Genomic DNA, 22,520 nt, shown 5'->3' with positions numbered 1-22,520 from the left:
ATTATTCCTGCTGAAATATCCGCACAAAACTTAATATATTTTATATATTTATCAATACTTTAAGTGATTTTTACACTTATGGTCTGGTACTTCCGCTATCGGCGCAGGTAGATCGCACGACAGCGTCGAGGAGACAGCTCTCCTGCGGCCTGGCCGATCCACGCCCGCCGTCCTTCAGCGATGATTTCCGCTACCGCGATTATTCGGCAAGCAACAGAGCCTCCGCCTGATCCGCCAAGGCTGGATTGGCGAGATTCGCCAGATAATCGGAACGTGCGCGCGCCATCTGCGCTGTTGTTTCGGGATGGGTGGATACCCAGAATGCGCCGGACGCGATACCGTCCAGAATGGCCTCGCCCGCTTCCATCGGCGTCAACCCGCTCTGGGAGATCATGGCGTGCATCATCTCGCGCTGACGCTCGATGAAGCCGGACTGGCGATCCGTCGGCGCATCCTCGAAAATGCGCGTCGCCACCTGGGCAGGCAACACCGCCGAAACATGGATCGGCGCTTTCTTGAGTTGCATTTCGAGATAGAGGCATTCGGTGAAGCTCAACACGGCATGTTTGCTCATCATATAGGGCGCCTGGGTGGGCATCATGCCCAGGGCGCCTATGGACGCAACGTTCGCAATATAGCCGGGCTTGCCGCTTTCCAGCATATGCCGCGCAAAAATGCGGCAGCCATGGACAACGCCCCGCACGTTGATCGACAGCAGCCTATCCCAGGTATCGCCTGAAATCTCCCAGCTGAACCCGATGGTTTCGATTCCGGCATTGTTCACCAGCAGTCCGACTTCGCCATATCGGCCATAGGCGGCGTCGGCGAGGCGTTCGAGCGCGGCGACATCGCCAACGTCGGTCGCGACCGGCAACGCCGATCCGCCGGCGGCTTCGATTCCCACAGCCAGCCGCGCGATCCGATCCTCGACCACGTCGGCAAGCACGACATTCATGCCGATCGCCGCAGCGACACGCGCCAACCCTTCGCCAATTCCGCTGCCTGCACCGGTGATGACAGCCGTCCTGCCCTTGAAAATCTCTGCCTTGTTCATGGCCCCCTCCCTTTCGCGCCGATCATTTGTCGGTTTTGTCGATCGCCGGATGCGACCAGTGCGGAGGCTCCCGGCGGGGCAATGTGTCCATGCCATCCAGGCTGCGCACCGGAATGTTCTGATGCCAGGGGAAATGCATGCTGAAACCGATCAGGCCACTGCGTTCCGCTGCCGGCAGATAGCTCATGGCCAACACGGTTTCCGCAAGATATGCGACGTCTTCCGTCGGGAAGTCTTCCGGTATCATGGCGTCGGCGCCAGGCGTGCGGATCGCCGTCGACGGGGCCACCGCATTCACCGCGATATTCTCCGGCTGCAATTCCGCGGCAAGACCCTGGGTCATACGGTTGAGTGCGGCCTTGGCTGCCGCGTAGATCACATAGCCGCGATATCGTTCGAAATCGGGATAGGGCCTGATCGGCGGCAACGCATCCTGCGAACTGATGTTGACGATCCAGCCCGCGCCGACCTTGCGCATGAAGGGAATGGCGGCCTGGCTCAGGATGAATGGGGCGCGCAGATAATGCGTCACTGTGCGATCGAAGACTGCCAGCGGCATGTCGGCCATGGGTTCAAAGTCCACGAACCCGGCATTGTTGACCAATATGTCGAGCCGACCGCCAGCCGCCGCCGCCGCGCGATCGATCAGCGATCGACACTCCGCCTCGACCTCCAGATCTGCCGCAATAGCAATGGCCTTGCCCCCAGCTTTTTCCACGAGCGCGACAGTTTCCTCCAATGTGCCGGATAGCGTCACGCTCGCCCCGGCGCGATGGCCGGCTGCAGGTTCCGCCAGCGATCGGCCGGTGACGACGACCGTCGCGCCCGCAGCCGCCAGCCGCTGCGCGATCGCACGGCCGATCCCCCTGCTGCTGCCCGTGACCAGCGCCACCTTCCCTGCAATATCGGGTCTCTGCATCATTACCGGCTCCTGTTGGGGATACGGGCCAAGCCCAGTCAGTCCGTTACGATGGTCGCGATATGCGTGCGGACTTCCGCTTCCTCGCCTTCGGGCAGCAATATCTCGGTCAGGGTGCCCGACGCGGGCGCCTCCATTTCCTGGGTCGATTTCGACGTCTCGATCTCGACGAGCATCTCACCCGATTCGACACGATCACCGACGGATTTCAGCCATTTAACGATCGTGCCTTCGTTCATGCCCGTGCCCCATTTGGGCATTACAACCTTGACGCGCATAGTCTCTCTCCGGATGGCTCACATCAGTTCGCGCACGGCGGCGGCGATCTTCTCAGGATTGGGATAGAGCGGCGCCTCCATCGGCGGGCTGAACGGAATCGGCACGTCCGGCGTGACGACGCGCTTCACCGGCTTCCTCAACATGTCGAACCCATCCTCGACGATGATCGCCGCGATTTCGGCCGCGGCCCCCATGGTGCGGTGCGCCGGGTCGACGATGACCACACGGCCGGTCCTGGCGAGCGTGCCCAGAATCGCGTCGTTATCGAGTGGAAGCAGCGTGCGCAGGTCAATCACGTCGGCATGGATACCCTCCGTCGCCAGAGCGTCCGCAGCCTTGAGTGCATGGCGCAAACAACCCGAAATCGAGATGATCGAGACGTCGGACCCTGCGCGATGTGTCTTTGCCTTGCCGATCGGCACGACGAATTCCGTGTCCAGAGGCACATCGCCCTTTTTGCCCCACAGGTCGTTGTCCTCGAACACGATGACCGGGTCGTCATCCCGGATCGCCGCCTTCAACAGGCCCTTGGCGTCTTCGGGCGTGGCGGGACAGACAATCTTCAGGCCGGGGATGTTCATGAACATCGGATAGGGGCGATCGGAATGCTGGGCGGCATTGGCCTGGCCGTGCCACATGGACGCGCGATACGTCACCGGCACCTTGAACTGACCGCCGGTCATATAGCGCAAACGCGCTGCCTGATTGATGATGGGATCGGCGGCGAGATAGATGAAATTGGCGATGGTCAGGTCGACGATCGGCCGCAGCCCGGTAATGGCTGCGCCGACGGCCATGCCGGCAAAGCCGCATTCGGAAATCGGCGCGCTGCGGATGCGACTGGGATGTATGTCCCCATAGGCGCCGCCTGCGGCATAGAGGGCGATATCTTCGCCGATGATGATGGTGTCGTCGCGACCTTCCAGTTCCTCGCGCTGCGCCAGCCCCAGCGCGTCGAGATAGGTCATCCGCTTGCTCTTTTCGGTCATGATGGGCGTCCTCAACGGCGGATCGGAATGGGATTGGCGTGAACCAGCTCGAACGCTTCCTGGGGATCGGGGAAGGGGCTTTCCTTGGCGAAGGCCACTGCTTCCTCAATCAGGCCTGCAGCCTGTGCTTCGATCTCCACGACGGCGCGTTCGCTCATGCCATCGGCCAGCAGGCTGTTGCGGAGCAGGGTCACCGGATCACGCTCATTCCTGAAATGATCGATTTCTTCGGCGGGTCGGTAGCCGCCCTTGATGAACAGGCCGACGCAATGTTCATCGAAGCGATAGGTTTTTGCCTCGATCAGTGTCGGCCCGTCGCCGCGACGAGCGCGGGCGACGGCCGCTTCCGTCACGGCATGGACCGCAGCGAAATCCTGCCCGTCGACGATGACGCCGGGGACGCCATACCCTTCGCCACGCTTGGCGATATCCGGCTGCCCATGACTGGCGGCGGCAGAGGTGACCGCCGCATAGCCGTTATTCTCGCAGAAGAAGATGATGGGCAGTTTCCAGACCGCCGCCATGTTCAGGCATTCCGCAAGGACGCCTTCGTTGGACGCGCCGTCACCGAAGAAGGTCAACGCGACCTGGCCGCTATTCCTGACCTGCGCGGTCAGCGCGGCGCCTGTGGCGATCGGAATGCCACCCCCCACGATGGCGGATTCACCGATGCTGCCCACGGACTTGTCGGTGAAATGCATGGAGCCACCCCGGCCCTTGCATATGCCCGTCGCCTTGCCCAGGATTTCGGCCATCAGTGGTTTCAGATCCGCGCCCTTGCCGATGGGATGGCCATGCGAACGGTGCGTCCCTGAAATATAGTCGTCCAGTTTGAGCGCCATGCAGGCGCCCACGATAGCGGCTTCCTGGCCGATGCTGGTATGGACCGCGCCCGGCACTTCACCCTCTGTCACCAGACGGGTGACGGCCTGTTCGAAGCCGCGGATCTTCAGCATCCGAAGATAGGCTTCGGATTGAACGTCGTTTTGCATTGCAGTGTCTCCAATGACGCCTTGTCAGATCGACGGCTGCCTTTCAGGCCGCCTCGTCCATCGCGTCGGCCGGAATATTGGAGGGGCCGCCAATGTCGTAAACTTGGCTCAACAGAGCGACGAAGCTGTTGTCATGAAGCGGATCGGTCGGCTCCACAAATTGTACGCCCCGCGTCTTCATGTCGGCGATCAGCATGTTGATCGCCTGATCGGCGCCGATGTCGTCACTATGATCGTAGGTCTGCCTGAAATCCGCCATGTCCTTGAACAGCCGCGCCCCCCAGTGGACGAGGAAACGCATGTCCTGCTCTGCCACCTTCTGGTTGATCTTGCCGGACGTGGCGAGTTGCCAGCCGGTCGGATTCTCCGGATCGGCGCCGAAGGTCGTGCTGATATCCATGCCCTGCGGCTTGCGCTGCGCGACGGGGCCGGTGGCCTGGCCATGATGGAACATCATCTCATTTTCCACGACCACGGCCTTGCCCCACATCGGCGCATTGATCTGCATCGCTTGACCGCTCGGGCCATCGGGCCAGCAATTGAAGCCACCCCCGATCCGACCATTATAATACCATGCGATGACCTGTCCCTTTTTCGAACGCCACCGGTCAAACAGGCGAGACTTGGCCATGGTCAACAGCAGCCAGAGCGGTGTGTTCTCCATGGTCATGCCACGGAATACGGTGCCGTCGAGATGCGGCGGACCGCCGATCGGGGTCGGTCCCTGGATGTTGAACAGGAATGTTTCCGGCTCCGCATATTGGCACCCCCAATAATTGCGGACCAGTTCGAGGAAGCGACTGTTATAATAGCAGTCCTCGATCTCGGGATAGAAGCAGGTGCCACCACGCGCCAGATAGCCCCTGAAAACCGGATTGAGGCCGATCATGTCCCATGTCAGCGTCACCCCTTCGGGTATGGCGCCGGAGGTCGTGGCGATAACCTCTTCCGGCGTCTTGAAATTCTCCGCCAGAATCAACGGCCAGGGGCCATTGTCGCGGACGACGTTAAGCAGGCGACTGTGCTGGTCGTTGCTGTAAGCATTGTCGATCAGTTGCGGCGGTGCGACGGGACGGAAGGTTTCGGCCAAATCACGAAGCATGGTCAATCTCCTGACTTGCGGCTTGGTTAGTGGTTCAACATCTGGATGACTTCGTTGATATGGCCTTCCGGATCGATGACGAACGCCACGCGAAGCCCGAATTCAGGCACCTCGCGGATCGGATCGGGAACCGCTCCTCCGGCCGCCGTCGCGCGGGCGCAGACGGCATCGAGATCCTGCGTTACAAAACCCTGCACGGCCTCCCCTGCAGCGGGTGCTTCGCCCTCGACATAAGCGATCAGGGTCAGCGCGGGACCACCGGCATAACTGGCCTGATATGTGATTTCATCGATCGCGCGACCGAACATCGCATCCTGGTGGCGGTTGAACGGAATGAGCCCAAGGACGTCCTCATAGAATTTCGCCATCGCGTCCAGATCTCTCACGAAGGTCTTGGAAAAGGCGAAGGTCATGCCATCATTGCTGCCGGCGGGGCGTGGATCGGTCATAAATTATCCTCGTCTGGAAATGGGTCTGAAAATGGGCTGGCGCCATTCCGCGCGGTCAGATCGTCAACATGTCCATCTTGCGATCGCCCGCTGGCTGCCCGCCTTCGCGTCTCGTCACGCCGAAATCCTCCTCGCGCGGGCTTCGCAGATCATGCCAGATACGGGAATTATGGCGCGGGATGGCGAGGATGACCTTCTTCTTTCCGTCGTTCCCCTTGTCGCGATAATAGCCATGGGCGCTGCCGCATTGGACCCAGGCCGATCGCGCGAGATTGGCGTCGACATCATCGACGAACGCCCTGGTGGCGGCAGGCGTCACGTCGAAGGAGGCGAGATGGTCATCGACCATCCATTGCAGCAGTTCGACGATGTAATGGACCTGCTGTTCGCTCACGACCGCATGGTTGGCGACCAGATAGCTGTACGGCGCGCCCATGAAGACGAAGTTGGGGAAGCCGGTGATCAACATGCCTTCATAGGAGAAGGGGTGAGGATCGAAAGCATCCTTGAGCGTCCTGCCGTCGGTGCCGCGAATGTCGAATTGACGGCCGAAATGGAGGTTGTAGCCGGTCGCGAGCAGCAACGCGTCGCATTCGATGCGGGTGCCATCGGAGAGGATGACGGCATTGTCGTCGGCCTCGGCCAGTTCGCCGCGAACGATCGAGACATTCGGCTTCTTGATCGTGTCATAGAAGCCGCAATCCAGAATCGGACGCTTCGCGAAGACCGGGAAATTGGGCGTCAGCGATTCGACCATTTCCGGATCGTCGGGGAAATGGCTCCGTAGATAGCCCTCGGCGTACATCCGCATGCCATCGTTGATCGGACCGAAGCCGCCGGTCTTCGCGGCATAATCGTCATCCTTGATGACCATGCCGTGCATGTCCCCCATCTGGCTTTCCAGGCTCTGCAGCCGCTTCCAGTTCACGACGAACGGAATCTGCTCCATGGCGATCCGTTCGATTTCGTCGACGGATGCGTGGGCTTGCGGATTGGGGATGATATGCTCGGGCTGGCGCTGGACGACGACCAGTTCGTCTACCGTGTCGGCAATGGCGGTCGCCACCTGCACACCCGAGCAGCCGGTGCCCACCAGCACCACCTTTTTGCCTTCCAGATCGACGCTATGATCCCAGGCTGCCGAATGGATGACCGGTCCCTTGAAGACGTCGATATTCTTCACATTGGGGTAATTGGGATTATTGTTCGGGCCGACCGCCATGATGAGCACGTTGCATTCATGCGTCTCGGATTTGCCGTCGCGTACGGCCCTGACCGTCCAGATCTTGCGCGCCTCGTCCCATTCGGCGCCCTCTACCCATGTGCCGAAGCGGATGCGCTCACGCAAAGCGAATTTGTCGGTGACGCGTTCCAGATAGGACAGGAATTCGGGACCGCGCGGATAGAATTGGGTCCATGACGCATTGGGCGCGAACGAAAAGGAATAGACCCGGCTGGGCGTATCGACCGCAGCCCCCGGATAGGTGTTGGTCAGCCAGTTGCCGCCCACCTTGTCCATCGCTTCCAGGATAGTGTAGTCGAACCCTGCCTGCTGCAGTTTCACAGCGGCATTGATCCCCATCATTCCCGCTCCCACCACGATGACCTTGAAGTCCGCTGGCGGGATGTCCTTTGCGGCCCGGACGCGGGTGTCGGTCGTGAAACCGCCATGCTGGAAAGCGACGGCCATCGACATTTCCGGCAAATCCTTGCCCAACAGCAGCCGCGACATTTGGCGGAACATCGGCATGTCGATATGGGGCATGACCGCGGGCTTGCCCGCCTTCACCGCCACCCGCAGCGCATCACGAATTTCCGCGGCGATGACCGGATCAACCCGCTTCCGCAGATCATGTGCATTAATGTCCCGGAAGGCTTCGACGACCGTTTCCTGTCGGCCATCGAGCGCGTCCCAATAGTGATGCAGCAGGGTTCTATCGCCAGTGATCTGGATCAGGGACATGAGCGCCATGACGGGATCCAGAGCCTGAATCGCCGCCTCAGTCCCGGATTGCATCATCCTGTCGTCACTAGAATCTCGCCCCTGCATCCTTTGCCTCCGCCAAATGGTCGACATGTCGCCGACTCGATATATATTAATTACAGTTCCATGTGTAATTAGTCAATCTGCGTGAGGAATGGCCTTGCCTTCGACGCAATGCTGATCGAAAGAGGATCGAAATGAGCGAAATACAGGCAAAAAGACGAGCTGGACGCCCCAAGGCGGACGAGGCTGAGCAAAAACGACAGCGCCTGATCGCCATGGCTTTGGAGGAATTCGCCCACATGGGGTTTCGCGCGGCATCGCTGCGGGACATTGCAGAAAAGGCTGAAGTTTCGAGCCGAACGCTCTATAATTATTATCCTGACAAACTTGCACTTTTCGAGGCTTGCCTCGATTATTCCGGTCGCCAGATCCAACCCGACCTGCCCCATTTGGAAGGTGATCTCCACAGCCGCCTGGTCACTTACGCAACGGAAATGCAACGGCAGCTATTTCCGCCCCTCAGCCTGCAGATCGCCAGGTTGATCTATCGCGAAGGCGGCGACTTTGACGAGCTACGCCAGATTTCTCGGATACAGTTCGAGCGTTATCAAGTCATGCCCGTAGTCAGCATCCTCGAAGGCGAAGGCATGGCGGAAGCAGCAAGCCACCCTATAGCCACGCAATTTGTTGTCATGGCTCTTGGAGAGTGGCAACGCAGGTTGCTTCTGGGCGGTGAGCCAATGACGGATGCCGAAATGAGAGCGCATGCCGATTTGGTCACCACGATATTTCTGAATGGGATCCACTCTACTCTATAAAGGCTGCTTCTTGATACTATTCGTTCTGGATTGAAGCGTGATCGCTATTGCCCTCTTTGGTCAAAACTCAATCACCCTGTTTAGTAAGCTTGGACGGCTTGATTCAATGGTTTCCTATCTGGATGGAAGCCCCTGCGATGTCCCGCTCGTCGTTCTGGTTGTCGGACTAAGCCGTAGCTGTGAAGCCGCACCTCCTGCGTGACCCTCCGGTCGCCGATGGTCAGCCCCCCGCCGCCTAATGACAAGGCTCGCGCGCTGGGGTGCCGCTATCGCCGCAAGGTCGGGTCCTTCATCGCTATAGAGTCTTTCACAGCTATCTAGAGGCCGATGCGATTTCCCAAAGGCCGGCGGGCGGCTTTGGGTTTTCAGCGTGCCGAAGCAGCAGTTGAACTCGGATGCTGGGGCTTCCTTGCATCGCTAGCGTCTTGCGTATGACAAGGCCTATCCCTAGCACCGAAATTATCGGGAAATCGCAAAGTCCTTCGAATGGCATGAAACCCGCCTTGGAATATGCAAATGAAACGCCAGAAAGCCGCCAGTCTCGCCGATCTTTCCATACTTGCCGGGGTATCCATATCCACTGTTTCCCGATCCCTGGCGGATAATCCTTTGGTTGCAAAGGCGACCAGAGACAGGATCAAACAGCTTGCCCGCGACCATGATTTTCAGATCAACGTCGCAGCGCGCAATTTTCGACTCAGGCGAACGGGTGCGATCGGCGTGGTGCTGCCGCTGGGTCACGAAACCGAACAGCATCTGACCGACCCGTTCTTCATGAGCCTGATAGCCTCTCTCGCCGACGCCCTGGCCGATCGCAGCCATGATCTACTGCTGTCGCGCGTCATTCCCTCGAACGATCGGTGGCTTCAGGCTTTCGTCGATTCCGGCAAGGTCGACGGCGTCATCATCGTCGGCCAATCGAACCAGATCGACGCAATCGAGCAAGTGTCCGCCACCTATGATCCTCTCGTCGTTTGGGGCGCTTCGGTCGCTGGCTACAACCAGATGACTGTAGGTTCGGATAATTTCGAAGGGGGGCGTCTGGCAGCCCGGCGCCTTCTGTCCACTGGCCGCAAAAGGCTGACCTTTTTGGGCAATCCGGACGTGCCGGAATTCGAAGCGCGATTCGCCGGGTTCAACCATGCCATTGCGCAGGAGAACGTGCCGCCGGGTTTCGTCTTGCCCACCCATGTAACCCCTGAAGCTTCTTATGCCGCGATCCGCGACTATATGCGCAATCATCCGACCCCCGACGGCATTTTCGCAGCGTCCGACGTTATCGCCTTGAGCGCCCTGCGCGCGATTGCCGATCATGGCCTGCGGGTGCCTGAAGACATTGCCGTCATCGGCTATGACGATGTCTTCATCGCCAGTCAGACCACTCCGTCGCTCACCACAATTCGACAGGATGTCGCGCTGGGCGCACGCATGATGATCGACCTGTTGTTCCAGCGCATCGCCGGGAAAAAGACGGCATCCATCTCCCTGCCTCCCACGCTGGTGCTGCGCGCCTCCGCCTGATCGGCGGCGTTCCCCACACATCGCCCATAGCAGCAAAATGCCATTGCTAACGTTTGCATTTCCTCTTGCAAACGTTTGTTGTTCGATATAGCAATGCTGCAACACATAAGACGACGAATTGGGGGACGATGGTGCGGGCGCTGCTTTTGACACGGGTTGCTTCATGGATGAAGCATCAGCGCGATGAGCGCAGCGGCGACGTCGCACGGATCGGCCAAAGCATGTTTCGCGTTCCCACCTGCACCATGACGAGCACTACGCCGGCGGCATGGCCCGCGCGGCGGAAGTCGGACCTTCGCCAGGGACTGCACGCCTTGGCGAAGGTCGTGACCTTCGGGCGTATCGCGGCATGAGCGGCACCATCATTCCAACGCGCTGGACAGCCCAAGACGTAATGCGCATCAAGGCGGCGCCTGAATCCTACGCGCCCCTCATCACGGCCCAGCCTCGCGTGATCGATAGTCTGGACCTGTGGGACTATTGGCCGGTTCAGCACGCCGACGGCCATCCGGCGCAAATTGCCGGCGGGACACTGTTCATCTCCTTGTCCGCGCCGATCCTGCCCGACCCGGATGCCCGCCATGCCATGGCTCGCATGCGCCTACTGCATAATGTAGGCGCGAACTGGCATGATCTGGGTCCGGTGCTGCCCGATGGCCTGTCTCCCGGCAGCCGCGAATGGTCCGGTTCGGCGATGCTGTCGCCCGATGGCGTGACGATCACCCTTTATTACACCGTCGCGGGCATTCGGGACGAGGCGGAAATCAGCTTCGTCCAGAGGCTGTTCCAGACGAGCGCGCGCCTGTCGGTGGAGAAGGACAGCGTCATTTTGTCGCCCTGGGCGACGCCAAAGGAATGCGTCACGCCCGACGACGTCCATTATAGCAGCGACATGACCGGCGGCGGCGCGATCGGATCGATCAAGGCGTTTCGCGACCCCGCTTTCTTCCGCGATCCTGCCGACGGTGCGGAATATCTCCTCTTTGCCGGATCGCTTGCTCGATCCACATCCGCCTGGAACGGAGCCGTCGGCATCGCCCGGCGCATCGCGGAGAACGGTTGGCAGATCCTGCCGCCGTTGGTCGATGCCGACGGCCTCAACAACGAATTGGAGCGGCCGCATGTCATCGTCCGCAACGGCCTTTATTATCTCTTCTGGTCCACCCAGACCAAGGTATTCGCGCCGTCCGGCCCCGCTGGTCCGACGGGCCTTTATGGCATGGTCGCCGAAAGGCTATCTGGCCCGTGGCGCCCGTTGAACGGGTCAGGCCTTGTCTTCGGAAATCCGCCCGCCGCGCCTTATCAGGCCTATAGCTGGCTGGTCTTGCCGGACCTGCGCGTGCAGAGTTTCGTCGATCTGGTCGGGCTGACGGAGCCGCCCCGCGATGTCGCGCAAGCCCGCGCGCATTTCGGCGGCACCCCCGCGCCCGAACTACAGATCATGCTGGACGGAGAACGCGCGTGGCTGGCGTGATCGATAAGGACACCCTGATCGCCGGTGTGGAGCTGGGCGGCACCAAATGCATCGCGACATTGGCGCGGGGCCGCACGATCCTGCACCAAAGCCGCTGGCCGACGCGAGGGCCGGAAACGCTTGACGATATCGCCGCCGCGCTGGACGGCTGGCGCAGGGGAGCGCCCTTTGCAGCGATCGGCATCGCCAGCTTCGGCCCGCTCTGCCTTGACCCCGCCGACCCGCATTTCGGGCATATGGAAAATACGCCCAAGCCCGGCTGGGCGGGCGTGGATGTCCATGGCCATTTCGCCCGTCGTTTCGCCATACCGGTGGGGATAGATACCGACGTGGCGGGCGCAGCGCTGGCGGAAGGCGCCTGGGGCGCTTCGACCGATTGCCCTGTCCACGTCTATGCGACCATCGGCACCGGCGTTGGGCTGGGCATCGTCGTCGATGGCAAGGCCGTTCATGGCCGTCTTCATCCCGAAGCGGGCCATATGCGCATCCGCCGCACGCCGGGCGACACATTTGCAGGTGCATGTCCCGCTCATGGCGATTGCCTGGAGGGGCTGATCGGTGGCCCCGCGCTGGCCGCGCGCGCGAACCGCCCCCTGGCCGAGGTGCCGGACGACGATATTATATGGCAACGGGTCGCGGCGGAACTGGGCGAATGGGCCGCGATGCTCATCTTGTGCCTTTCGCCCCACCGTCTGGTGATCGGCGGCGGCGTTCTCGACCACCGCCCCGCCCTGCTCGACAACATCCGCGTCGCGGTCGCCGACAATCTGGGCAGCTATCTGGCGGGTCTGGACCTTGATGCCCTGCACGATCTGATCGTGCCACCGGGACTGGGGCGTGAGGCTGGACCGCTGGGCGCGATCATCATCGGCCAGAATGCCCTGCGGGAGACGCCAGCATGATCCGCCACGCCAGCCATTGGTTCACGACCTCCGCCCTCGCCACGCTCATCGTCGCGTGCGCGCCGGTATCTGCGGCAAGCCCCGTTGCGCCCAACGCATCCGATGGCGGTCGATGCGCTGCATTCGCCAACACATTGCGCGGTCATTGGCCCGACGCTTCCACCCGGGTCACCAGCGCCGACTTCGTGCCGCAAGGACCAGCGCCGAAACCGGACCCACGCGACTTCCAATATGACGCCACGCCGCTCAAGAGCCATTGCGACATTCGCGCAGTCATGGCCGAACGCAAGGGCGTGGACGGCCAAAGTTACGCCATCAAATTCCATCTGCGCTTGCCGCTCGACTGGAATGGTCGCTTCCTGTTTCAGGGCGGCGGCGGCACCAATGGCGAAATCGGCAATGCGCTCGGCGCAACGGCAGGCGTAGGCCTCGTCACCCCGGCCCTCGCCCAGGGCTATGCCGTGGTCAGCCAGGATTCCGGCCACGACAATGCCGTCAACAGCGATCCGACCAAGGGCGGCGCGGTCGCCTTCGGCTTCGATCCGGAAGCGCGCCGCAACTATGCCTATGCCTCGCTCGACGCGGTGACCCAGGCCGCCAAGGCCGCCGTCACCACCTTCTACGGCAAAGCGCCGCGCTATTCATACTTTGCAGGCTGCTCCAAGGGCGGGCAGGAAGGCCTCGCGCTCGCCCATCGCTACCCCAATTCCTTCAACGGCATCGTCGCCGCCGCGCCGGGCATGTCCCTACCCCGCGCCGGTCTGGCCCAGACGTGGGACGCGCAGCATTTCGGGCGGCTGCTCAAGCCCGACGCCAAGGGCGTGCGCCCGTTCAGCCAGTTTGCCAGCCTCTACTCCCCCGCCCAGCTCGGCATCGTGCGCAGCGCTGTCCTGAAAGCCTGCGATGGGAAGGACGGGCTGGTCGACGGCCTCGTCATGCGCATCGATCAATGCACCAACGCCGATGTGCTGCCGGTCCTGCACAGCTTCACCTGCAAGGGCGACCAGAGCGGCCAGTGTCTGTCCCGCGCGCAGATCGACATATTGTCCAAGTCCTTGTCCGGCCCGCGCAAGCGCGACGGCACGGCCCTCTATGCCAGCTTTCCCTGGGACGGCGGCATCGGCGCGCCCGGCTGGGCCGTATGGAAACTGGGCCTCGCCAAGGAAGGCGTGCCCGCGCTCAACATATTGATCGGCGGGTCCGCCCTGCCGACCATCTTCCAGACGCCACCGACGCTCGCCTCGCCCGACCCACAAAAGCTTTTGCAATGGCAGATGGCCTATGATTTCGATCGAGATGCCGACGCCATCTATCGCACCGCCGCCCCCTTCAGCGAATCCGGCTGGGACATGATGTCCGCGCGTTCGCCCGACATCGACGCCTTCCGCGCCGCCGGTGGCAAGCTGATCGTCCCCCATGGCGCAGCCGATCCGGTCTTCACGCTGAACGACACGCTGCAATGGTATCGCGAAATGGATGCCCGCTATCATGGCGCGGCCTCCGACACCGCGCGCATCTTCCCCGTCCCCGGCATGAATCATTGTGAAGGCGGTCCCGCCACCGACCGCTATGACGCCTTCGCCGCGATGGTCGCCTGGGTCGAACAAGGCCGCGCACCCGATCGCCTCCATGGCGTCGCATCGGCCGCCAGCCCCTGGCCCGGCCGCACCCGCCCGATCTGCAAATATCCCGAATATGCCCGGTACAAGGGCAAGGGCGACATCGAGAGAGAGGATAGTTTCGAATGCGTAAGATGAGGTCGGGCCTATGCGCTCTAGCAGCCGTCGCGCTCCATGCCGTACTGCTGCCGATGCAGGCTTTCGCCGCCGACAATGGCCGCTGGGTGGCGAGTTGGGCGTCCAGCCCGTCCGTGCCGACCGAAAAACTCCCCTATGATTTCTGGCAGCCCGCGCCGGAAGTGCAGGGCACCATCCGCTACCATCTGCGCCTGAGCGCAGGCGGCACGAAATTACAGGTCCGCTTGTCCGGCGAAACCCAGCTACAGGACGTGACGATCGGCAGCGCGACCATCGCCCTTGCCGATGCGCAGGGTCGGATCGACGCCACCACCCTTCGCCCGCTGACCTTTTCCGGCGCACGCTCGGTGCGCCTGCCCATGGGCGCGCCTCTGCTGTCCGATCCGCTCGCGCTTTCCGTAAAGCCCGGCGCAGTCGCCATCGTCAGTGTCTATCTGCCCGTGAAGGTCACGCTGCCCCAGTCCGACCCCAATCATATCGCACAATGGGCCACCGGCGCCGACCAGACCGCATCGGTCACGCTGACCAACATGACCTCCGTCTCCGCCCGCGAAATCGTCTCCTCGGTCCTCGTCCAATCGGACCGGACGGCCCGCGCGATCGTCACCTTCGGCGACTCCATCACCGATGGCTTCGGTGCGAAGGATCCGCTGCTGCGCGGCTGGCCGGGCCAGTTGGCACGCCTGCTGACCGACAAGGGCATCGCCAATATCGGCATCGCCAATGCAGGCATCGGCGGCAACCGCGTCCTGCGCGACGAAGTCGGCCAGAGCGGCCTTGCTCGCTTCGACCGCGACGCGCTGGCCGTGCCGGGCGTCACCGACATCGTCCTGCTGGAAGGGATCAACGACCTTGGCCTCAGCGGCCTCAAAAACCCCCGCGCGCCAGGCAATCATCCCACGATCAGCGCCGATGACCTGATCGCAGGCTATCGTCAGCTGATCCAGCGTGCCCATGCCCGTGGGATCAAGGTGCATGGCGCGACGCTGACGCCGTTCCTGGGCTCCACCTTCCCTGGCTACGCCACGCCCGAAAAGGAAAAAATCCGTCAGGCCATCAACCAGTGGATCCGCACCAGCGGCGAATTTGACGGCGTGATCGATTTCGACGCGGTCGTGCGCGACCCATCCGCCCCCGACCATATCCTCGCCGCCTATGATTGCGGCGACAAACTCCATCCGTCCGACGCCGGCTATGCCGCCATGGCCAAGGCCGCGCGGGACCATTTCCGCTTCTGACATCGCCACAAAAACAATCGCCCGGATCAAGGGGATCAAGCCGTTCCGGGCAATCAAAGGGAGAGTATCATGAACAGACTGTCATTCCTTTTCGCCAGCGCCAGCATCGGTGCCAGCATCACGGCCCTGTCCTCCCCCGCCCTGGCGCAGGACACGACCGCGCCCGAAAACTATGCGGGCGACATCGTCGTCACCGCGCAGAAAACCTCCGAGAAGCTGTCCAAGGCGCCCGTCGCCGTCAGCGTCGTGACGCAGGACACCCTCAACCGGCAAGGCGTGGATTCCGCCGCCGCGCTGACCAGCACCGTGCCCGGCCTGCAATCCAGCCAAAACGGCTTCGCCATTCGCGGCATCGGCTCCAACAACAGCTTCAGCGGCTATTCGACCGTCGCCACGCAGATCGACGGCATCTACGATCCGTCCGCCGCCGTCCTGACGCTTGGCCTGTTCGACCTTGGATCGGTGGAGGTTCTGCGCGGGCCGCAGGGCACCGTCTATGGCCGCAACGCCACCGCAGGCGTGGTCAACATCAACACTGCCGATCCGGGCAAGACGCTCGGCTTCAACGCCGACATCCAATATGGCCGCTTCAACGAAGTCCGCGCCCGCGCCGCCGTGGACCTGCCGATCAGCGACGCCTTCGCCCTGCGCGTCTCCGCCTACCGGCAGGTGGATGACGGGTATGAAGGCAAATATGGCGCGCGCCAGAATTACAACAAGACCGATCAGGCCGGCCTGCGCGTCAACTCCATCCTGCGTCTGGGCGACAGCCTGACCTGGCGCGTGTCGCTCAACTATGGGGAAAATAAGGGCACGATCCCGCTCACCTATATGCGCAGCCGCAACGTCTATCCCAACGCCAATATCCCAGCGGGCACCTTTGGCCCGATCCAGACGATCTACGACGAAACCGTCAACGCCGGGCAGGATCTCGTCACTGACAACCAGATGGACATAAAATATTACGCCGCCCGATCGCGTCTGACCTGGCAGGCGAGCGATACGCTGTCCTTCACTTACCTGGCCGGTTATTCGGTGCTGAAGAATATCGGCGTGGATTCCGCGACAGGCGTCTTCACGCAGCAAAATATCGACCGGCGCACCGAAACCCGGTCGCACGAACTCAATGCCAACTTCGATTCCGGCCCGTTCAATCTCGTGCTGGGCGGCTATCTCTATCAGGACAAGCAACCCTCCGGCACCCGCCTGCTCCATGCGGGCGACACCGCACCTGCCCCTTTCAACAGCATCTTCAACGCGGCCGGAATCTCCAAGGTCGTCGGCACCGGCAACAATATTTCGACCATCAGCGGCGTCGATGTCGTAACCTCCTACCGGGGTCAGGGTACCAAGTCGCAGGCCGTCTTCGGTCAGGGCACGTTCGAAATCGCGCCGGGCCTCAAGATACTGGGCGGCGTGCGTTCCACATGGGAACAGGTCAACCAGCGCAACATCGAACTGGTCTGCCCCGGCGACACGATCACGCTAGCGAACATCACGCCCACGACCTGCCCCGGCATCCCCTTTGTCTATGCCCTGTCCGACGACACCAACCGGCCGGAAGCCAAATTCTCCAACGTCAGCTGGAAGGCCGGCGTGAATTATGAAGTAACCCCCGAAACGCTCGTCTATGCCAGCGTCGGCACGGGCTTCCGCGGCGGCGGTCTGGAAGCCAGCGGCAACGCTCCGCAATATCGCCAATATCAGCCGGAAACCGTAACCAATTACGAAGTCGGCGTCCGCAGCTCGCTGATGGGCGGCAAACTCTATCTGTCGGCCACCGCCTTCAACATGGACTATAAGGATCTTCAGGTTTCCAGCATTGTCCTTAACCCGCTCACCAATCAGGTGTCGGCGGTGACGACCAATGCCGCGACGGCCCGCCTGCGCGGCATCGAACTGGAAACCGTATTCCGGCCGACCCGCGCCGACCGGATCAGCGGCTATGTTTCCTATCTCGACGCGAAGATCCGTTCCTTCCCGAACGCATCGGACAATCTCAATTCGGCCAGCGGCAATTATAATGCGATTACGGCCGCTTTCGGCAACCAGCCGCTGCCCGGCACCGTCATTCGCGACGTATCCGGCAACGAACTGGCCAACGCCCCCAAATGGAGCGCCCGCGCCAGCTATGCACATATCTTCGACTTGGGCGGCGCAGGCAGCCTGACGCCCAGCGTCGATTTCTACGTCCAGTCGCGGACCTTCAGCGACATCCAAAATTATGCGCAGAGCCGCCGCGCATCCTATACCAAGACCGACCTCAACCTGCGCTACGAAACCGACAACGGGCAACTGTCGCTCACCGCCTTTGTCAACAATCTGGAAGACAAGCGGGTGCCCAATAATCTGGTGACGGTGTGGAGCAGCACCACCGCGAACTATGATCCGCCCCGCACCTATGGCGTGCGTCTGGGCATGCAATTCTGATAACAAACACCCATGGAGCGCGCCTTCCACAAAGGGCGCGCTCCATCGTCGGGAGAGGACATAGGCATGGCGGACGAACAACATGATAACCTGCCATCGCGCAGGGGTGTGCTGCTGGCCGCGGGCGCCGTGGCGACCGGCCTGATCGACACGCCGGGCATCGCCGCCCAAGCCAAGGCCGACGACACGCCGCGTGCGGAATTCGTCTATGAAGCGATCGTCACGCTGGGACCGCCCGAAGACATCGGCACGACCCCGCACGGCAAGCGCGTCCGCATCCCCATCACCGGCGGCACGTTCAAGGGGCCAAGGATCAGCGGTACGATCTTTCCCGAAGGCATGGACTGGCAACTGATCCGCCCGGACGGCTTCACCGAACTGGAAGCCGCCTATCTGATGCGCGAAGCCGACGGCACCGTCATCCGTATTCAGAACAAAGGGCTGGCCGGAAAAGGCTATGCCAAAACCACCACCACCTTCGAAGCACCCACCGGACCGCACGGCTGGCTGAACGAAGCGATGTTCGCAGGCACCTTAGGCCCGGTTCCCGAACTCAGGACGCCCGCCGTCCGCATTCGCATATATAGGCTGGTTTAGGATCGCACGACGATGGCACGCATTCGCTGGCTCACCTACCTCATGTTTCTGATGTTCGCGATGACTTCGGAATCGGTCGGCGTCATCATCCCCTCGGTCACCCGCGAATTTAATCTCGGCATGACCGCAGGCGGATCGTTCCATTATGCGACGATGAGCGGCATAGCCTTGGGCGGCGTGTTGCTCGGCTCGCTGGCCGATCGCTTGGGGCGCAAGGCGACGATCCTCATCGGCCTTGGCCTGTTCGGCCTCAGCGCCTCGCTCTTCGCCTGGATCAGCAGTTTCGGCCTCTTCCTCGTCCTGCTGTTCGTCGGCGGCATTGCCGTTGGCATCTTCAAGACCGCCGCGCTCGCGCTGATCGGCGACATATCCACATCGACCCGCGCCCATACCGCGACGATGAACGTGGTGGAGGGCTTTTTCGGCATCGGCGCGATCATCGGCCCGGCCATCGTCGCCTATCTCCTGTCGCATGACGCGTCGTGGAAATGGCTTTACCTGATCGCCGCGATATTCTGCGGTCTGCTTATGATCGTCGCCTGGCGTGTTCCCTATCCACCGATGCGTGCCGCCGTCCCGGATGGCGCGCCGTTTGCCGACATGCTGGCGATGCTACGCAATCGCTATGCCCTGGCATTCAGTTCCGGCATCATGCTCTATGTCGGGGTCGAAACCGCCATCTATGTCTGGATGCCCACTTTGCTCGCGGGCTATAGCGGCCCCGGCTGGCAATGGGCCGTCTATGCGCTGTCGATCTTCTTCATCCTGCGCGTGATCGGCCGGTTCGGCGGCTTCTGGCTGCTGGAACGCTATGACTGGACCAGCGTGATGGCTTTGTGCGGCGTCGCCATTCTGCTCTGCTTCGCCTGCGCGATATTCGGCGGACGCCCCTTCGCCGTCATCGCTCTACCACTGTCGGGCCTGTTCATGTCAGTCATCTATCCGACCCTGAACTCGAAGGGGATCAGTTGCTTTCCCAAGGCACAGCATGGCGCGATTTCCGGCGTCATCCTCTTCTTCACCTGCGTCAGTGCCGTCGCCGCCCCTCTGACGATGGGATTGATCGGCGAATATCTGGGTGATGCGATATATGGCTTTTATCTTGCTACGGCGTTCGCAGCAGCCCTGGCTACTGGCCTTATCCTTAACATGCTCTTCGATCCGGCAAGCGTGGAACTCCAATGGCGTGGCCAAGTCGATTACCAGTCATAGTCGTTCTCTTGGCGCGCTGACGGTAATTTGCGTTATGCTACAACCGCCGGCCCGCATCGCCAGCGGCCATGCCTGAGAGCAGCCATTGCAGGATTGAAAGATCTAGACAGGCAAGGACGCGCGCCCCCTCATGCTCTCGAAACTGCCCGCCAAGGTATAGGATGAAGATAAGCTCGCATCATTTCGAGGAAGGCTGTGATACGATGGCTTCGCCCATTTCGCGCACTCAGAAGTGCCACGACGTCCGCATCGGGCGTCTGCCAGTCGGACAAAATCTGCACAAGGCTGCCATTCGCCAGATCATGCGCAATGTCCCATTCCGATCGCATAATCACACCCAGTCCAGCAAGAGCCCAACTTCGCATGATAGCGCCGTCATTCGTTGACATGACCGGCTTTATCCGGATCGTCTCGGGGTTGCACTTAGGCCGGAAAAAACGCCAAAGCGTGACGTCTTCATCATTTTCTCTCAGGGCCAGACAGCGGCATTGCCGCAAATCTTCAGGTTTCTTGATAAGCGGATGGTCCTGAAGATAGATAGGCGACGCGCAGACGATGCGTCGGTTGGGCGCCAACGTGGTGACCAACCTATTGGTTGAACTCAGCGCCCCGATGTGAATGGCCAAATCCCAGCTATCCGATGACAGCGATGCTGGATTATCAGACAGTTCAAGCGCTACCGTGACTTCCGGATGGAGTTGAACAAATTCACGCACCACAGGCGCGACAAATTCCCGGCCGAAGCCATAGGGCGCCGCAATCCTCAATTTTCCTCTGACGGTGGTCGATCTTCGCCCCAGTCGCTCGTCAAGTCGCTCGATCGCATCCACGATCGCTGCGCCCTCGGCCGCCACGAGTTCGCCTTCATCCGTCAGATTGAGCCCGCGCGACGAGCGATCGATCAACCGCACCCCGACGCGCTGTTCGAGCGCCTTCAGCCGCTGCGTTACGGCCGGCGCCGAAACATTGAGCCGACGGGACGCATCCGCCAACGAGCTTGAGCCGGCAATGACCCCGAAGAAAAGGAAATCGTCGCTCGATATCATTAACATTCACCTTAATCTCAAATGACAAATCGATTAATTGAGTACACGCAAATTTTCCATAAACTAGCTCTTCTGTCACGTCCCTGAAGAGTGAAACGGAATCAGCCTTGCTGGATGAAATGAACCGCTATGCCACCGATGTCGGCAGCCAAACGCTCAAGAGCGTCGGCACCCCGTGCCTCATCCTCGACCGGGATCGCATGGATCGCAACGTTGCGCGGTTGCGCGGACGACTGGACCGGTTAGGCGTGCAATTGCGGCCGCATCTGAAAACGGCGAAGTCGGTTGATGCGGCACGGCGGGTCATGACCTCTCCCGCCGGTCCAGCGACGGTTTCGACGCTCAAGGAAGCCGAGCAGTTCGCTCTGGCCGGGGTGACCGACCTTACCTACGCGGTGGGCATTTCACCCGACAAGATCGATCGGGTCCTGGCCCTTCGAGCATCCGGGGTCGATCTTTCGGTCACGCTGGATACCGTCGAGCAGGCTCGTGCCGTCGCGGAAGCTTCGCGCCGGACGGGCGACATCATACCGGCTCTGATCGAGATCGATTGCGACGGCCATCGGTCGGGCGTCCTGCCCGAAGACCAGGCGCTTCTTGTCGACATCGCCAGGGCGCTGGAAAATGGCGCTAGCCTGCGCGGGGTACTGACCCATGCGGGCGCCAGCTACGGCGCGATCGATGATGAGGCGTTACGCGCTGCCGCCGAGGGCGAGCGCGCCGCCGCGGTTCGGGCCGCGACCCTGTTGCGCGAAGCGGGCTTCGTTTGTCCGGTCGTCAGCGTCGGGTCGACGCCGACTGCGCATTTCGCGCAAGCGCTGGACGGCGTCACCGAAATGCGCGCAGGCGTATTCGTTTTTTTCGATCTGGTCATGGCCGGAATCGGCGTCTGCGCGATCGACGACATCGCTGTTTCGGTGCTGGGAACGGTGATCGGCCACCAGCCGGAAAAGGGCTGGATATTGGTCGATGCCGGATGGATGGCGATGTCCCGTGATCGCGGCACCGCCAAGCAGGCGGTCGATCAGGGCTATGGTCTGGTCTGCGATATCGACGGCCGGCCCCTGGGCGACCTTATCCTGTCCGAAGCGAACCAGGAACATGGCATCATCACGGTCCGGCCCGGTTCGACGGCATCGCTCCCCGACTTACCGATCGGCACACGTCTGCGCATTTTACCCAACCACGCCTGCGCAACGGGCGCGCAGCATGACAGCTATCATGTCGTCCGGGGCCAAAGCGACAGCATCGAGGCCGTCTGGCCTCGCTTTGGAGGATGGTGATGAAGGACATCGATATGATCGGCTCCACCCCGCTTCCCGTCACCACGGCCGATGCGCCCGCGGCGGGCGGGCATTATGCGCAGGCCATCAAATATGGCGGCCTGGCCTATATTTCCGGCCAGTTGCCGATCGCGCCTGACGGCACGCACCGTCCGGAGGCGGATTTTGACGATCAGGCGCGCCTTGCCATCCGCAACCTGCTCGCCGTCGCGCAGGCAGCCGGCAGTTCGGTCGAACAGCTTCTCAAGGTGACGGTCTATATCGTGGGCATCGAAAACTGGCCCCGCTTCAATGCTGTCTATGCCGAGTTGCTGGGCGATATTCGTCCGGCCCGGTCGGTCGTACCCGTACCGCATCTCCATTATGGCTATCTCGTCGAGATCGACGCCATCGCCGCCTGTGCGGGCTGACTCCCCGGCCTGATTTGACTCGATGTAAAGGAACCGCCGATGGCAACCGCGACATTTAGTG

Annotated in this window: 20 protein-coding genes; 11 read left to right on the top strand and 9 right to left on the bottom strand. The window is 61.5% G+C overall.

Features of this window, described 5'->3' with window-relative positions; all coding sequences use genetic code 11:
* Window positions 1-199: 199 nt before the first annotated feature.
* The 8 genes from SBA_RS09690 to SBA_RS09655 are packed head-to-tail and all read right to left on the bottom strand — an operon-like array spanning window position 200 to window position 7,834.
* Window positions 200-1,054 carry an SDR family NAD(P)-dependent oxidoreductase gene (locus tag SBA_RS09690; RefSeq protein WP_224550684.1) on the bottom strand — a complete coding sequence of 285 codons (855 nt, stop codon included), beginning with the start codon at window positions 1,052-1,054 and terminating at the stop codon, window positions 200-202.
* 22 nt (window positions 1,055-1,076) lie between these two features.
* Entirely contained in the window at window positions 1,077-1,976 is a 900-nt protein-coding gene (locus SBA_RS09685) for an SDR family NAD(P)-dependent oxidoreductase (RefSeq protein WP_261934258.1), read from the bottom strand.
* Window positions 1,977-2,011: 35 nt separating this feature from the next.
* A complete protein-coding gene (locus tag SBA_RS09680) occupies window positions 2,012-2,251 on the bottom strand; it encodes a lipoyl domain-containing protein (RefSeq protein ID WP_261934257.1) in 240 nt (79 codons plus the stop codon).
* An 18-nt stretch (window positions 2,252-2,269) separates the two neighbouring features.
* On the bottom strand, window positions 2,270-3,241 hold the full coding sequence (locus tag SBA_RS09675; RefSeq protein ID WP_261934256.1) for an alpha-ketoacid dehydrogenase subunit beta: 972 nt from the start codon (window positions 3,239-3,241) through the stop codon (window positions 2,270-2,272).
* Window positions 3,242-3,252: 11 nt separating this feature from the next.
* Window positions 3,253-4,233 (bottom strand): thiamine pyrophosphate-dependent dehydrogenase E1 component subunit alpha, encoded by a 981-nt coding sequence (locus SBA_RS09670; RefSeq protein WP_261934255.1) that lies wholly within the window; start codon window positions 4,231-4,233, stop codon window positions 3,253-3,255.
* A 43-nt stretch (window positions 4,234-4,276) separates the two neighbouring features.
* Window positions 4,277-5,335, bottom strand: coding sequence for a hypothetical protein (locus SBA_RS09665; RefSeq protein ID WP_261934254.1), 1,059 nt, complete (start codon window positions 5,333-5,335; stop codon window positions 4,277-4,279).
* Between the two features lie 26 nt (window positions 5,336-5,361).
* Window positions 5,362-5,784, bottom strand: coding sequence for a VOC family protein (locus SBA_RS09660; RefSeq protein WP_261934253.1), 423 nt, complete (start codon window positions 5,782-5,784; stop codon window positions 5,362-5,364).
* A gap of 55 nt (window positions 5,785-5,839) precedes the next feature.
* Window positions 5,840-7,834: a flavin-containing monooxygenase gene (locus tag SBA_RS09655; RefSeq protein ID WP_261934252.1), complete on the bottom strand. Its 1,995-nt coding sequence runs from the start codon at window positions 7,832-7,834 to the stop codon at window positions 5,840-5,842.
* Between the two features lie 131 nt (window positions 7,835-7,965).
* Here SBA_RS09655 and SBA_RS09650 point away from each other — a divergent pair, with 131 nt between their 5' ends.
* The 9 genes from SBA_RS09650 (at window position 7,966) to SBA_RS09610 (ending at window position 19,720) form a co-directional block, all read left to right on the top strand.
* Window positions 7,966-8,589, top strand: a complete 624-nt coding sequence (locus tag SBA_RS09650; RefSeq protein WP_261934251.1) for a TetR/AcrR family transcriptional regulator — start codon at window positions 7,966-7,968, stop codon at window positions 8,587-8,589.
* A 516-nt stretch (window positions 8,590-9,105) separates the two neighbouring features.
* Complete coding sequence (locus tag SBA_RS09645; protein WP_261934250.1) at window positions 9,106-10,110, top strand: LacI family DNA-binding transcriptional regulator; 1,005 nt, start codon at window positions 9,106-9,108, stop codon at window positions 10,108-10,110.
* A gap of 349 nt (window positions 10,111-10,459) precedes the next feature.
* Window positions 10,460-11,584: a glycoside hydrolase family 68 protein gene (locus SBA_RS09640; RefSeq protein WP_261934249.1), complete on the top strand. Its 1,125-nt coding sequence runs from the start codon at window positions 10,460-10,462 to the stop codon at window positions 11,582-11,584.
* Window positions 11,572-12,486 (top strand): ROK family protein, encoded by a 915-nt coding sequence (locus tag SBA_RS09635; RefSeq protein ID WP_261934248.1) that lies wholly within the window; start codon window positions 11,572-11,574, stop codon window positions 12,484-12,486. Before SBA_RS09640 ends, SBA_RS09635 begins: the two co-directional genes overlap by 13 nt.
* Window positions 12,483-14,243: a tannase/feruloyl esterase family alpha/beta hydrolase gene (locus SBA_RS09630; protein ID WP_261934247.1), complete on the top strand. Its 1,761-nt coding sequence runs from the start codon at window positions 12,483-12,485 to the stop codon at window positions 14,241-14,243. The genes SBA_RS09635 and SBA_RS09630 overlap by 4 nt, the downstream gene beginning before the upstream one ends.
* Window positions 14,231-15,481, top strand: a complete 1,251-nt coding sequence (locus tag SBA_RS09625; RefSeq protein WP_261934246.1) for an SGNH/GDSL hydrolase family protein — start codon at window positions 14,231-14,233, stop codon at window positions 15,479-15,481. The genes SBA_RS09630 and SBA_RS09625 overlap by 13 nt, the downstream gene beginning before the upstream one ends.
* Window positions 15,482-15,550: 69 nt before the next feature.
* Window positions 15,551-17,911: a TonB-dependent receptor gene (locus SBA_RS09620; protein WP_261934245.1), complete on the top strand. Its 2,361-nt coding sequence runs from the start codon at window positions 15,551-15,553 to the stop codon at window positions 17,909-17,911.
* Between the two features lie 66 nt (window positions 17,912-17,977).
* Window positions 17,978-18,508, top strand: a complete 531-nt coding sequence (locus tag SBA_RS09615) for a DUF3237 domain-containing protein (protein WP_261934244.1) — start codon at window positions 17,978-17,980, stop codon at window positions 18,506-18,508.
* Window positions 18,509-18,520: 12 nt separating this feature from the next.
* On the top strand, window positions 18,521-19,720 hold the full coding sequence (locus SBA_RS09610) for an MFS transporter (protein ID WP_261934243.1): 1,200 nt from the start codon (window positions 18,521-18,523) through the stop codon (window positions 19,718-19,720).
* Between the two features lie 128 nt (window positions 19,721-19,848).
* Here the strand turns inward: SBA_RS09610 and SBA_RS09605 are convergent, their stop codons facing one another.
* The gene (locus tag SBA_RS09605) at window positions 19,849-20,766 is read right to left on the bottom strand and encodes a LysR family transcriptional regulator (protein WP_261934242.1); all 918 of its coding nucleotides are present in this window, start codon (window positions 20,764-20,766) and stop codon (window positions 19,849-19,851) included.
* A 107-nt stretch (window positions 20,767-20,873) separates the two neighbouring features.
* On the opposite strand from SBA_RS09605, the gene SBA_RS09600 reads away from it, so the two are divergent.
* Window positions 20,874-22,049 (top strand): DSD1 family PLP-dependent enzyme, encoded by a 1,176-nt coding sequence (locus tag SBA_RS09600; protein WP_261934241.1) that lies wholly within the window; start codon window positions 20,874-20,876, stop codon window positions 22,047-22,049.
* Window positions 22,043-22,459, top strand: coding sequence for a RidA family protein (locus tag SBA_RS09595; RefSeq protein WP_261934240.1), 417 nt, complete (start codon window positions 22,043-22,045; stop codon window positions 22,457-22,459). The genes SBA_RS09600 and SBA_RS09595 overlap by 7 nt, the downstream gene beginning before the upstream one ends.
* The last annotated feature ends 61 nt before the right edge of the window (window positions 22,460-22,520 follow it).

Source organism: Sphingomonas bisphenolicum (assembly GCF_024349785.1).
In the GTDB taxonomy this organism is placed as follows: Bacteria; Pseudomonadota; Alphaproteobacteria; order Sphingomonadales; family Sphingomonadaceae; genus Sphingobium; species Sphingobium bisphenolicum.
Note: the sequence above shows the minus strand (reverse complement) of the source record. Positions and strands in the feature narration are given on the sequence as shown.